Source organism: Pseudahrensia aquimaris (assembly GCF_042676045.1).
Classification (GTDB): domain Bacteria; phylum Pseudomonadota; class Alphaproteobacteria; order Rhizobiales; family Rhizobiaceae; genus Pseudahrensia; species Pseudahrensia aquimaris.
Genome location: NZ_JBHTJV010000010.1, coordinates 121,093 through 133,830 on the forward strand (window position 1 = coordinate 121,093; position 12,738 = coordinate 133,830).

Consider the following 12,738-nt stretch of genomic DNA (forward strand, 5'->3'; position numbering starts at 1 on the left):
GTGTCGCTCATGTATCGTCCATATTCCGGCAAGGCGCAGGCTGGCTTCTTGGTCCAATTGTGCAATGCCCCCAGTTCAATGTCCATTCAGCATGTCGCAAACAAATGTCAAATTCCATGACAGCTGCGCAAAAGCTTTCCCTTTCACACCGCCTGCTCGACATGCCACATTGGTGCAACTGATTTGCATGAAACCGGAATGCCTGCCCGTGAGCGCCAAACGCCTTCCTCAAGAAACCATACGACGCAAGCGCGATGGTGAGCACCTCTCCGCCGAAGAGATCGCTGATTTTGTGTCGGGCATTACAGATGGTTCGATTACCGAGGGCCAAATCGCAGCACTCGCGATGGCAACTTTCTTCAAAGGCATGAAGCGCGATGAAGCTGTCGCCCTGACGCTCGCCATGCGCGATTCCGGCACGGTTTTGGATTGGTCAGACCTCGATGGGCCTGTCTTGGACAAGCACTCCACAGGCGGCGTGGGCGACAACGTCTCGCTGATGCTCGCGCCTGCAGTGGCGGCTTGCGGCGGTTTTGTACCCATGATTTCCGGGCGGGGACTTGGGCACACCGGCGGCACGCTCGACAAATTTGATTCCATTCCCGGCTACACAACTCAGCCCGACAACGCGCTCTTCCGGAAAGTCACTAAGCAAGTTGGTTGCGCCATCATCGGCCAAACCGGCGACCTTGCCCCTGCCGACAAGCGTTTTTATGGCATCCGCGATGTAACAGCGACGGTTGAATCAGTGCCACTCATTACGGCTTCTATCTTGTCCAAAAAGTTGGCTGCCGGACTGCAAGGTTTGGTGCTGGATGTGAAATGCGGCAACGGCGCTTTCATGGATGATTTGGAGAAGGCGCGAGAATTGGCGCGCTCGCTCGTGGCTGTGGCCAACGGTGCGGGGCTTGCCACCAACGCCGTGCTGACCGACATGAACCAACCGTTAGCCACAGCAGCGGGGAACGCGGTTGAAGTTCAAAACGCCATCGACTTTCTCACGGGACGGCATGTTGACACCCGCCTGTGGGATGTGTCCGTGGAAACTTGCGCCTCCATGCTGGTGAGCGGCTCCTTGGCGGCTGATATTGAAGAAGGACGTGAGAAAATCTCCCAAGCCTTGTCTAGCGGTGCGGCAGCGGAAAAATTTGCTCGCATGGTCGCGGAACTGGGCGGACCGCGAGACATTCTGGAAAAGCCTGAAGTGCATCTTGAGAAAGCACCGATTGTACGTGCGGTCACAGCTGAACAAACCGGTAGCGTGACTGCAGTAAACACCCGTGCAGTCGGCATCGCTGTGGTCAGCCTCGGTGGCGGGCGTATTCGTGCTGCCGATCCTGTCGATCCAGCAGTAGGCTTCACCGATCTTGCGTTGGTGGGTGACGCCGTTGAAGCCGACGACCCTATCGCGATGGTTCATGCGCGAACGGACGCGGACGCCGATGCTGCGATTGCTGCGCTGCGGGCTGCGTACCAGATTGGCAGTGCCCGGGATGTGGTGGATGCGTCCGTGATTATCGAGCGGGTGTCGTCCCATGATGTTTAAGCGTCTGTTCTAAAGATGGAACACCGTAAATACGCTGTGCGGCCCTTCGCAAAGCTGCCTGGCTTAAACTACGCCCATGCCCAACCGTTCCGAAACTGGCCAGATAACATCATCACATCAGCGATTGGCGGTTGGCTGAAAGAGAACCCGCCGGGTTTGGAACTCGCGACGCTTGCGTTGGATGAACTGCAGCGCCGAGGAAAGGATCTCAACGCCGGTATGCGTTTTGCCGAAGCGGGGTTGGAGCCGATCCCCTGGCTTGCGGAAGCTGGAGCCAAGGTGCGGGAGGTCTTCACTTCCGAAGTGTTGTCGACCCAAAAGCAAGGCGCATTACGAGGCTCGGTCTACGTTATGTTGCGTGGCGGGTATACGGCGGAAAACGGTTGGTATGGATGCTATGTCGGATCCACAAAGAAATCGCCTGCCCGCCGCTGCACCGAACACCGCAAATGCATCCGCGCTGGCCGTGGCCTGCCAACCCACGGCATAGAGCCGCTCTGGTCGCTCTTCGATTTCATCAACCCCGTGCCCGTCAAGCGCGATGTGCTTATGGAATGGGAAACCCGTCTGCACGAAGCGTTGGCCCCAGTTGTGCCGAAGGTGACGGGTGATGTGGCCTTTTAGGCGGTTACTGGCTGGCCCAAACGATACGCGCTACCCATTCAACATCGCTCATGTCCAACACCCGCTTCGGATGGGCCGGATTGAGACTGTCCAGCTCAATTGTCTTAACTGTCTTGCGCGCCAAGACCTTCGCCATGACTTCGCCCTCAAGCGTTTTGACAACCACTCGGTCGCCTTTTCGAACCTTTTCGCCGGGCGAGACGATGATTGTGTCGCCATCGCGGTAAAGAGGCATCATGCTGTCACCGGAAATTTCCAAAGCATAAATATTTTCCCCGTCCGGGCGGGGCAGGTTCACCTCGTCCCAACCTTGTCCGGAAGGATAACCACCGTCGTCAAAGTAACCGCCTGCGCCCGCTTCTGCCATACCGAGCAACGGCACTGAGGGGGGCAGGGAATAGACGGGTGGGGTGGTTGCCTGGGCGACCAAAGCTTTCAACGCGTCCACCTTTGAGGGCACCGCGCCGTTAATAAGCGCGGTGAAGGTATCAATGTCGGTGTTGGTAGCCGCCATGATTTTCGACAGACTTTCCGTCGATGGCCAGCGCAAACGACCATCCGCGCCTTCGCGTTTTGATTTGTTGAAGGTTGTTGGATCAAGCCCAGCCGTGCGCGCCAGACGTGAGACAGACATTTTGTTGCGCTCTGCAAGAGCATCGATAGCGGCCCAGACACGGGCATGTGAAAACATGGCGTGGATATCTTATCAACAGGAATATTTCCCTAGATAACCCTCTAGCCCCACTTTGTAAACGAGCGGGTTATCTGTCCCCCGTTTTATCAACCGGCGGTGTAGGGGGCGCGGCCTGTGGTTAGCGCATGGTCGAGATACTCAATGCGGTCTTGACCCCAGAAGACTTCGCCATTCAGCACATAGGCAGGCGCGCCAACCACGTCCGCGGCGATGGCTTCTTTTGTATTGCGTGTGCGGATGGCGGCAACGTCTTCACTTTTCGCTGCAGTAATGATCGCATCCGCGTCAAAACCGGCGCCAGTCAGCTTGGCGGCGATCACGCTCTCGTCAGACATATCTTTTTCTTCTGCCCACACGCCCGCAAAAACAGATGCCATGTAGGCGGTCGGATCTTCACCCGTTTGCAAAAGTGCAATCACGCACTGATCCGCTAAAGCGATGTTGGTGGGGAAATGCGCAGGTTTGAGATTAAGCGGCAGACCGCGAATATCAGCCACGCGCTGAAGTTCCAGCAGGCGATAACGCTGGCGAACTTCAGGACGCTGCGCTGGCGGAACCGCGCCGGAAACTGCCCAGACGCCCATCAAATCAACCGGCTTATAATTCAGCTTCGCGCCATGTTTTGCCGCGACATCAACGATCGCCTGATGGCCGAGATAGACAAATGGCGACATGCCGATGAAGTAGTAATCAATTTCCATGGGTTGATCTCTTGAAGTTTGGGAAAGTCGTTGAGGCAAAAAATAACCCCGCCGCTTTGCATCTCAAAGAGGCGGGGTTAGCAGTGGTGAACCGAGCCTGGCTTTACGTCAAGCTGCGTCTTTCTTCTCAGCCTCACCGCCAAAACGCCCATAGAACGTCTCGCCGTTTTTCGCCATTTCGTTGATCAGCCTGATCGGCTTGAAGTGGTCGCCATACTTCTTCGCCAGTTGACGCGCCCGCTTTTGGAACGCCTCCAGCCCAATGCGATCAATATAGGAAAGCGGCCCGCCAGACCACGGCGCGAAGCCGAAGCCTAGGATTGCGCCCACATCCGCCTCGCGGATATCGGTCACAACGCCTTCCTGCACAGTGCGTGCGGCTTCCATCGCGATGGTGTAGAGATAGCGATCTTTGATGTCCTGAATGTCGATGCTGTCGGCATCCAATTGCGGAAACTTCTCCCGCAGTTCAGGCCAGAGCTTCTTAGTCTTCGGCTTTTCAGGATAGTCGTAAAAGCCCTTGCCACCCTTTTTGCCAATCCGTCCATTGTCCTCAACCATCCACTTGATGAGGTCTTGATGGCGGGGGTCAATGGCATCGGCCCCAAGGTCGGCAATCGTTTGTTTGATGACCTTGTTAGAAAGATCAATCGCTACTTCGTCGTTGAGTTCCAGCGGTCCCACAGGCATGCCAACCATGCGTGCCACGTTGTCGATCATTGCGACCGGCACGCCTTCGGTAAGCATGGTCCAGGCTTCGCCCATATAGCGAATGACACAGCGGTTTACGTAGAAGCCACGTGAATCCTGCACCACGATGGGCGTCTTCTTGATCGCCATCACATAGTCCATCGCAACGGCCAATGCTTCGGGCGAGGTCTTCTTGCCCATGATGATTTCCACCAGCATCATTTTGTCGACAGGCGAGAAGAAGTGGATGCCGATGAAGTTTCTCGGTCGCATAGACGCCTGCGCCAATTCACCGATTGGAATTGTTGACGTGTTGGAAGCGAAAATCGCCTTTTTGCCGATGACAGCCTCGGAAGACTCTGTGACGATCTTCTTCACGCCCTTATCTTCAAACACCGCTTCAATCACGAGATCGCAGTCGCTGAGATCATCATAATTTGCCGTTGGGTGGATGAGAGAAAGCAGCGCTTCTTTCTTCTCTTCGGTCGAGTGTTTGCGCGAAATCGCCTTGTCGAGAAGTTTCTCTGAATAGGCTTTGCCTTCTTTCGCTTCTTTCTCGTCGCGGTCCAGAAGCACAACTTCAATGCCTGCTTTCGCAGTCACATACGCAATACCCGCTCCCATAAAGCCAGCGCCGATCACGCCTATCTTTTTTACCTTCGGCACTTCAATGTCCGGACGGCGCGCGCCCTTGTTCAACTCCTGCATGTTGATGAACAGTGTGCGGATCATCGCCTTGGCTTCAGGCGTGGTAATGCAATTGGCGAAATACCGGCTCTCGATTTTCAAGGCCAGATCGAAGGGCACTTGAAGGCCTTCATAAACGCATTTCATGATGTTGGTCGCAGCCGGATAATTGCCCGCCGTTTCCTTGCGCATGATCGCGTTGCCCGCGGACAGCATTTGTACACCTTGAGGCGACCAAACATTGATCGGCGCTTTAAAGCCCTTCTCATCCCAAGGCGCGACGGGTTTCAGCCCGTCACGGATCATTTGCTTCGCTTTCGCAACAGTCTCGCCAGCAGGCACAACTTCGGTGATCAATCCAAGCTGTTTCGCCTTTTTGGGGCGCTGATTTTTGCCTTGCAGCAGCATGGTCACCGCGTCCTGCGGGTTTACAAGCCGTATCGTGCGCTGCGTGCCGCCGCCACCGGGCAGAAGGCCGACTTTCACTTCGGGAAAGCCAAACGTGATGCGGTCATCATCCGCCGCAACACGGGCATGGCAGGCAAGAGCGATTTCAAAACAGCCGCCCAGTGCCAAGCCTTCCAGCGCCGCCACCCAAGGCTTGTCGCCCGTCTCGATTTGGCGAAGCGTAAGGTTCAGCTTGTAAGCACCGTCCATCAGCATACGAGCAGCTTTCTGCTCATCGGTCTTTTTCAGCGCTTCATATTCGCCCTGCATAGCCTGCAGCATCGTCAGGTCTGCGCCTGCGCCAAATGCCTTCTTGCCGGAGGTTAAAACAACGCCTTTGATAGCGTCGTCGGAAGCAACCTTGGCAATTAGCGCATCGATGTCTTCCATAACGGAAGCGTCGATGACGTTCATCGACCGACCGGGAGAATCCCAAGTAACAAGCGCAATGCCATCGGCGTCAGTTTCAATGGTGAAGTTTTTCATACCGTTTCCTTAGATTGGACTGGCAAATGCGAGCACTTTGGCCGCTTTTATTGCCCCGTACACGAATAGAAATAGTGCAACGAGTGCGCACGCAACTGATGAGATTTGAGTGGTTTGTTGATCAAACCAACCGGTTTCCCCGAGTGGAGCGTCCCCGTTTAAAATAAAATTCCGAATGCGCCACCAATTGGGGCCGTGATAAGAACTGACGGCAAAATTGAAATAGGCGAATGTGTTAGCAGCTACCACTAGTGCTAGCCCCAGAATGAAACACACTGCAGATGAGTATAGCGTTTCGGATATGCCCAAATCGCTTATCTGTGATTGAGCTAACCTAGTTGAACCAAGATAGCTCAGTATTGCTAAAACGCCGCCACCATTCAGGAGAAAAATTCCCCGTAAAGCCGCAGATCCATAAGCCTTCATGCCTTCAACATAGAGCTGGCCTTCAACGATTAGCGAATCCGCAGTTTTGTCTCTCGCAACATATTCTCTTTCCTGCCCAACGTTTCCCACCAACGCCTTACACCCGCTCGATAATCGTAGCCGTGCCCATGCCGCCGCCAATGCAGAGCGTCACCAGCGCCGTATTGAGATCGCGGCGTTCCAACTCGTCCAGCACGGTGCCGAGTATCATTGCGCCGGTCGCACCCAGCGGATGGCCCATAGCGATTGCGCCGCCGTTCACATTGATGCGGTCGCGGGGGATGTCGAAGGCCTGCATGTAGCGCAGCACGACGGAGGCGAAGGCTTCGTTCAGCTCGAACAGATCGATATCCTCGATCTTCATCTTGGCGCGTTTCAGCAACTTCTCGGTCACGTCCACCGGGCCGGTCAGCATGATGGCCGGTTCCGAACCGATATTGGCAAAAGCGCGGATTTTGGCACGAGGTTTCAAGCCCATCGCCTTGCCACCGCGTTTGGAGCCGAGCAGCACAGCCGCTGCACCGTCCACGATGCCGGACGAATTGCCCGCGTGGTGGACATGATTGACGTCTTCCAATTCTGGATAGCGTTGAACGGCAACAGCATCGAAGCCGCCCATCTGCCCCATCATTTCAAACGCGGCGTTGAGCCCTGCAAGGTTCTGCATATCTGTGCCAGGGCGCATGTGTTCGTCGTGGTCCAGCAATGTCAGGCCATTTATGTCTTTCACCGGCGCAATGGAGTTCTTGAACCTACCTTCTTCCCAGCTTTGGGCCGCACGCTTTTGGCTCTCAACGGCGTAAGCGTCCACATCATCGCGGGAGAATCCGTATTTTGTAGCGATCAAATCCGCCGAAATGCCCTGCGGCACAAAATATGACGGCACGGCCACGCTCGGGTCCATCGGCCAAGCATTGCCCGCCGCGCCGATGCCGATACGGCTCATGCTTTCGACGCCGCCGCCGATGGCGATATCGTCCGCGCCAGCTTCAATTTTGGCAGCAGCGAGGTTCACAGCATCAAGACCCGACGCGCAATAGCGGTTCACCTGAATGCCCGCAACGTCCTGATGGTATTCAGCCTGCAAAACAGCCGTGCGGGCGATGTCGCCACCGGCTTCTTTCACAGGGTCCACGCAACCCAAAACCACGTCGTCTACAAGCTGAGTATCAAGCCCGTTGCGGTCTCGGATGGCTTCCAGCACGGAAGCGCCGAGATAGTTTGTCGTCACCTCGTGGAGGGAACCGTCTTTCTTGCCGCGTCCGCGCGGTGTGCGAACGTGATCGTAAATATATGCGTCGGCCATGATGGTCTCCTCAGGCGGCGGATGTTGGTAGAATGTCTTCGGGGCGGGCGAAATTTGGCAACGCTTCAATGCGGCCAAGCCACGCTTTGATGTTCGGGTAGTCGTTCCAGTCTGTCTCGTAGTGGTCGGGCCAGAAACAGTATCCGGCCAACGAGAGGTCAGCGATGGTCACGCGATCAGCTGCCACCCACTCACGCTCTTCAAGGCGGCGATTAAGCAGTTTGAAGGCTTGAATCATACGGGCCTTGGCGAATTGCGCTTCCGGGGTCTCGCCCTTGCCCATGAATTTGTGCATGAAGCGGAACGTTGCCAGATTGCCGGTGAATTTGTGGTTGTCCCAAAGCAGCCAGCGCAAAACCTCGCGGTGCTCTTCGGCGTTGCGCGCTGCAAACTGGTCAAACCGATCTGCAAGATGCCACAGCATCACGCCGGACTGGCTGATAACAATATCGCCTTGTGTGTGGTCGATCAAAACAGGCACTTCACCCATTTCGTTCAGTGCCCTGAACTCCGGCGAGCGGTTTGCTCCGTTCATAAAGTCCACGAACGCGGCGTCCCAATCCGCCCCTGCCAATTGTAGCATTAAGGCCGGTTTGTAGGCGTTCCCGGATTCGAGAAAGCAGTGGAGTGTATAGTCAGCCATTTTCGGCCTTTCCTAATGAGGTCGGTGCGCTCTTTTCGAATTGCAATCCGTCAAACGCTCGCAGCTTCAGACTTGATGTTGCGCGTGCCGCCAGTTCGCTATCCCCGATATAGAGTTTGGCTTCGGCAAAGACGATTGCCTTGCCAGCTTTGGTTACCCAGGCTTCACCTGTGATTGGCCCCATCGGCACGGCTTTCAAAAATTGCGTGTGCAGATCAATAGTCGCCATCGCGTATTTCATCCCAAGTGAGATGAAGGTGTTGAAGCCCATCGCATCGTCCATCATGGCGCCCAAAAACCCGCCTTGAATGACACCACCAAAATTGATCATGTCGGCGTTGGGGGCAAAAGAAACCCGCGAATACATTTCGTCTGCGCGATGCTCTATCAGGTCCATGCCCATCCAACGGGCGGATGGCGGTGCCATGTCGGGCGAGAAATTTGAGGCCATAGACAAGGTCTTAAAGCCCCCGCGCGATCAGCAGTTTCATGATCTCGTTTGTGCCACCATAAATGCGCTGCACGCGAGCATCGCGGAACATGCGAGCGATAGGATACTCGTTCATATAGCCATAGCCACCGTGAAGCTGGACACATTCGTCCATCACTTTGCATTGCAGATCGGTGACCCAATATTTTGCCATTGAGGCGGTAGAAGCGTCCAGCCCGCCTTCCAGATGCCGCTCGACGCAATGGTCGACGAAAACACGAGCAACACTGGCTTCGGTTTTCAGTTCAGCCAGTTTGAACTGGGTATTTTGAAAGTCGATGATTCGGTTGCCAAAGGCGCGGCGTTCTTTGACGTAGTCGATGGTGATCGCCAGCGCCCGTTCGATGGCACAAATCGCTTGATTGGCGATCAAAAGACGCTCTTGCGGCAATTGCTCCATCAACTGATAGAACCCTTTGCCTTCTTCCGCACCCAATAGATTGGACGTTGGCACGCGCACATCGTTGAAAAACAATTCCGACGTATCATTGGCCTTCAGTCCAACTTTGTCGAGATTGCGTCCCCGTTCGAAACCCTCCAGCCCATCCGTCTCCAGAATAACCAACGAGGTGCCCTTGGCGCCCGCCGTTGGGTCAGTTTTGACGACGACGACAATCAAATTAGCGTGCTGTCCGTTGGTGATGAAAGTCTTCGATCCATTGATCTTGTAGTGATTGCCGTCTTTTACTGCGCTGGTTTTTATGCCTTGCAGGTCTGATCCTGCGCCGGGTTCCGTCATGGCGATCGCGCCAATAAGTTCGCCCGTTGCCATGCGCGGCAACCACTTTTCTTTCTGCTCTTTCGAGCCATAATGAAGAATGTACGGCGCAACGATGGAATTGTGCAGCGCAAGCCCAAACCCATCCACGCCTTGGTGCCCAATGGCTTCCGCGATCACTGCTTCGTGAGCATAGGTGCCACCGCCGCCGCCATAGGCCTCCGGCATGGATGCACAAAGCAGACCAGCCTCGCCAGCCTTTTCCCAAACCGCGCGATCCACCTTTTCCTGCTTTTCAAAGCGGTCGTAGTGCGGCGCAACCTCTTCCGCCATGAAGCGATTGGCCATGTCTTCCAACATGGCCACATCGTCCTCGCGCCAAGCGGGCGTTGCAATCTGCAACGCTTCTCTGGGGTGATTCATGATCTACTCTCTTGCTTGTGGGCTGGGCTAGAAGTCCTCAGCAGCCATAGCCATCATTGTGTCGGCGCCTGTCTGAATGCGTGCCAGATGAGCGGCGCTTTCGGGCATGATACGCTCCATGAAGAACTTGCCGGTCAGCAGTTTGTTTTCCATGAACTTGGTCTGACCATTCGCACCGGCAGCGAGCTTTTCATGCGCGGTTTTCGCCATCATTGCCCACATGTGGCCAAAGGCGACCAGACCGAACAGGTGCATATAGTCAGTTGAAGCAGCACCGGCATTGTCCGGGTTCTTCATGCCGTTTTGCACCAGCCACATTGTTGCGGTTTGCAGATCGGTGAGCGCTTTGGACAGCGGCTCGACGTAGGGCTTCATCTTCTCATCATCTTTGTGCGCGGAGCAGAATTTGCCGACTTCAGCAAAATACGCCTGCACAGCCTTGCCGCCCTTGCTGGGCAGTTTGCGGCCCACGAGATCGAGAGCCTGGATGCCGTTGGCTCCCTCGTAGATCATGGCGATGCGTGCATCGCGCACGAACTGCTCAACACCCTGATCCTTTGTGTAGCCGGTTCCGCCAAACACTTGCTGCGCCTGCACGGTGGCGTCAAAACCCTTGTCGGTGATGACGCCTTTGACCACAGGCGTCATCAGGCCCATGAAATCATCTGCCGCTTCCTGCACTTCTTTATCGTCTGAACGATGGTGCAGATCGCTTTTCAGCGCAGTCCAATATACCAGTGCACGCGCCGCTTCGTTGAAGCTTTTGATCGTCAGCAGGTTCCGGCGAATATCCGGATGTACGATGATCGGATCGGCCTTTTGGTCAGGAAACTTCGTGCCGGTGATTGCCCTGCCTTGAAGCCGCTCACGCGCCCAGTCGGCAGCATTTTGATACGCTACTTCCGACTGCGCCAAACCCTGAACGCCAACACCCAGACGCGCTTCGTTCATCATCACGAACATGGCCTTCAAACCACGGTTCTCTTCGCCCACGAGGTAGGCCGTCGCGCCTTCGTAGTTCATCACGCAGGTCGCGTTACCGTTAATGCCCATTTTGTGTTCAAGCGATCCGCAGGAAAGCTTGTTGCGCTCTCCTGGATTGCCGTCAGCATCAAGAATGTATTTTGGAGCGATGAACAGCGAGATCCCGTCCACGCCCTCCGGTGCACCGTCGATGCGCGCCAGCACAAGGTGAATGATGTTTTTCGACATGTCGTGCTCGCCAGCCGAAATCCAGATCTTCTGACCGGAAATCGCGAACGTGCCATCTTCGTTGCGCACCGCTTTCGTGCGCATCATGCCAAGGTCGGTGCCGCAATGAGGTTCGGTCAAGTTCATGGTGCCGGACCATTCGCCAGACAACATTTTCGGCACGTAGGCTTGCTTCTGCTCTTCCGAAGCGTGCTCAACCAGAGCGGCGGCCGCACCAGCTGTCAGGCCGGGATACATGCCGAAAGCCATGTTGGCCGAGGAGACATACTCCTGAACCGCTGCGTTCAACGTCGCAGGCAGGCCTTGGCCTCCGTATTCTTCCGGGAAGGGCAGGGCGCCCCAACCGGATTGCGAATAGAGATCATACGCTTCTTTAAAGCCGGTCGGCACTTTCACGCGATTGTCGAAACCCTCGCCTTCAATCCACTGGCAGCCCTCGCGGTCGCCCACTTCGTTAAGCGGCTGAAGAACTTCCTCGGCCAGCTTGCCGGCTTCTCCCAAAATCGCTTCGATCATGTCCGGTGTTGCATCGGCAAAACCGGGCAGGTTGTTATATTTCTGTATCTGCAGAACGTCGTTGAGAACGAACAAAGTGTCCTCAAGCGGGGCGCGATATGTGGGCATGGTATTCTCCTCGAATTATTGCGTCTGCTCAGCGGCAGAGATCTCAAACCAAATGTGCAAGCGATTGAGAAGGGGAAGAGTGTTTGTCTGAGTAACCAAGGTCAACACTTGTCGCGTGCTTCTGAAAAAATACCGCACGCAGCATCCATCCGTGTTCCGTTCAATCTTTCACCGCAAACTAAGCACAAAGATCAAACTGCGTCTACAATTCTTACGTTTACGTCAAAGAAAATGCAAAAAAATCCCATGGAAACTGCATTTTGCCGCTTCAATTTCAATGCTTGGCTTTGCCGCTCAACGATTCGATTTTGTTTTGGAGGTCGGCAATCGTGCGCTCAGTTTCAATGCGCTGGTCTTCCAGCGCTTTCAAGCGATCTGCGTATATTAAACGTATTTTCTCTGGCACGTCATCCGCAGATGATTCGTGCAGCGCAAGAACATCGCCAATTTCTGTCAGCGATAGTCCAATTCGCTTGCAAAAAAGGGCGACGCGCAGTTTTTCGCGGTCATTTGGGCTGTAAAGCCGCGTCGTGCCGGAACGCGAAGGCTGTATGAGGCCCTTGTCTTCATAGAACCGAAGAGTTCGGAGCGTGACTCCGAATTCCTTGGCCAGATCTCCGATTTTGTAAAATCTGCTCACTTTGGCCCATCCCTCGCATCGAACGTTCTGTGCACCGCATAATTGCGTTTCGCTGCTCTAACTTATCCGCCCACAAGGTAGTCGCTTGTATCATTTCGCACACATCCGGCACTTGGATGCATCCACTCAACTGAAATAACACAATTAATTTTTTGGCCTTACCAATAGGTCAAGTCAAGCGCTACGGTGATTCAGCCTTGCAGGGCTATGTGATTTCCAATGGCAATTTAACTCAAATGCCAATCATTAACGCACTGTTTACCATAACCGCTGAAAGTGGGCGCGATTAAGCCCGCTCGTGCGGGCACCCCGATTCTGATGTTTGGCGCGGGGCTGGATGTTGTGGGCGTCGACCGGAAGAAGTCGACCAAAAAGGCGAGA

Annotated in this window: 12 protein-coding genes; 2 read left to right on the forward strand and 10 right to left on the reverse strand. The window is 55.0% G+C overall.

Annotation, left to right across the window (positions count from 1 at the left end; genetic code table 11):
• Positions 1–208 precede the first annotated feature (208 nt).
• Together deoA and ACFQ14_RS12360 are read left to right on the forward strand one after the other, a co-directional pair.
• Entirely contained in the window at positions 209–1,546 is a 1,338-nt protein-coding gene (deoA, locus tag ACFQ14_RS12355) for a thymidine phosphorylase (RefSeq protein ID WP_377213061.1), read from the forward strand.
• A 15-nt stretch (positions 1,547–1,561) separates the two neighbouring features.
• On the forward strand, positions 1,562–2,170 hold the full coding sequence (locus ACFQ14_RS12360) for a hypothetical protein (protein ID WP_377213062.1): 609 nt from the start codon (positions 1,562–1,564) through the stop codon (positions 2,168–2,170).
• 4 nt (positions 2,171–2,174) lie between these two features.
• Here ACFQ14_RS12360 and ACFQ14_RS12365 read toward each other — a convergent pair whose 3' ends face one another.
• From ACFQ14_RS12365 to ACFQ14_RS12410, 10 genes are all read right to left on the reverse strand, one after another.
• Entirely contained in the window at positions 2,175–2,861 is a 687-nt protein-coding gene (locus tag ACFQ14_RS12365) for a S24 family peptidase (RefSeq protein WP_377213063.1), read from the reverse strand.
• Positions 2,862–2,950: 89 nt separating this feature from the next.
• Positions 2,951–3,565 carry a 2-hydroxychromene-2-carboxylate isomerase gene (locus tag ACFQ14_RS12370; RefSeq protein ID WP_377213064.1) on the reverse strand — a complete coding sequence of 205 codons (615 nt, stop codon included), beginning with the start codon at positions 3,563–3,565 and terminating at the stop codon, positions 2,951–2,953.
• Between the two features lie 108 nt (positions 3,566–3,673).
• Complete coding sequence (locus ACFQ14_RS12375) at positions 3,674–5,875, reverse strand: 3-hydroxyacyl-CoA dehydrogenase NAD-binding domain-containing protein (protein WP_377213065.1); 2,202 nt, start codon at positions 5,873–5,875, stop codon at positions 3,674–3,676.
• Positions 5,876–5,884: 9 nt separating this feature from the next.
• Entirely contained in the window at positions 5,885–6,394 is a 510-nt protein-coding gene (locus ACFQ14_RS12380) for a hypothetical protein (RefSeq protein WP_377213066.1), read from the reverse strand.
• Positions 6,395–6,398: 4 nt separating this feature from the next.
• Positions 6,399–7,607, reverse strand: coding sequence for an acetyl-CoA C-acetyltransferase (locus tag ACFQ14_RS12385; RefSeq protein WP_377213067.1), 1,209 nt, complete (start codon positions 7,605–7,607; stop codon positions 6,399–6,401).
• Between the two features lie 10 nt (positions 7,608–7,617).
• On the reverse strand, positions 7,618–8,250 hold the full coding sequence (locus ACFQ14_RS12390; RefSeq protein ID WP_377213068.1) for a glutathione S-transferase family protein: 633 nt from the start codon (positions 8,248–8,250) through the stop codon (positions 7,618–7,620).
• On the reverse strand, positions 8,243–8,701 hold the full coding sequence (locus ACFQ14_RS12395) for a PaaI family thioesterase (protein WP_377213069.1): 459 nt from the start codon (positions 8,699–8,701) through the stop codon (positions 8,243–8,245). The genes ACFQ14_RS12390 and ACFQ14_RS12395 overlap by 8 nt, the downstream gene beginning before the upstream one ends.
• A gap of 10 nt (positions 8,702–8,711) precedes the next feature.
• The gene (locus ACFQ14_RS12400) at positions 8,712–9,881 is read right to left on the reverse strand and encodes an acyl-CoA dehydrogenase family protein (RefSeq protein ID WP_377213070.1); all 1,170 of its coding nucleotides are present in this window, start codon (positions 9,879–9,881) and stop codon (positions 8,712–8,714) included.
• A gap of 27 nt (positions 9,882–9,908) precedes the next feature.
• Positions 9,909–11,717, reverse strand: coding sequence for an acyl-CoA dehydrogenase C-terminal domain-containing protein (locus tag ACFQ14_RS12405; protein ID WP_377213071.1), 1,809 nt, complete (start codon positions 11,715–11,717; stop codon positions 9,909–9,911).
• A 274-nt stretch (positions 11,718–11,991) separates the two neighbouring features.
• Positions 11,992–12,357: a MerR family transcriptional regulator gene (locus ACFQ14_RS12410; RefSeq protein WP_377213072.1), complete on the reverse strand. Its 366-nt coding sequence runs from the start codon at positions 12,355–12,357 to the stop codon at positions 11,992–11,994.
• Positions 12,358–12,738: the final 381 nt, after the last annotated feature.

Excerpts from the sequence above, each read along its gene's own strand:
- ACFQ14_RS12370 (WP_377213064.1), bottom strand. The coding sequence starts at position 3,565 with ATGGAAATTGATTACTACTTCATCGGCATGTCGCCATTTGTCTATCTC.
- ACFQ14_RS12365 (WP_377213063.1), bottom strand. The coding sequence starts at position 2,861 with ATGTTTTCACATGCCCGTGTCTGGGCCGCTATCGATGCTCTTGCAGAG.
- ACFQ14_RS12400 (WP_377213070.1), bottom strand. The coding sequence starts at position 9,881 with ATGAATCACCCCAGAGAAGCGTTGCAGATTGCAACGCCCGCTTGGCGC.
- ACFQ14_RS12390 (WP_377213068.1), bottom strand. The coding sequence starts at position 8,250 with ATGGCTGACTATACACTCCACTGCTTTCTCGAATCCGGGAACGCCTAC.
- ACFQ14_RS12405 (WP_377213071.1), bottom strand. The coding sequence starts at position 11,717 with ATGCCCACATATCGCGCCCCGCTTGAGGACACTTTGTTCGTTCTCAAC.
- ACFQ14_RS12360 (WP_377213062.1), top strand. The coding sequence starts at position 1,562 with ATGGAACACCGTAAATACGCTGTGCGGCCCTTCGCAAAGCTGCCTGGC.
- ACFQ14_RS12395 (WP_377213069.1), bottom strand. The coding sequence starts at position 8,701 with ATGGCCTCAAATTTCTCGCCCGACATGGCACCGCCATCCGCCCGTTGG.
- ACFQ14_RS12385 (WP_377213067.1), bottom strand. The coding sequence starts at position 7,607 with ATGGCCGACGCATATATTTACGATCACGTTCGCACACCGCGCGGACGC.
- ACFQ14_RS12375 (WP_377213065.1), bottom strand. The coding sequence starts at position 5,875 with ATGAAAAACTTCACCATTGAAACTGACGCCGATGGCATTGCGCTTGTT.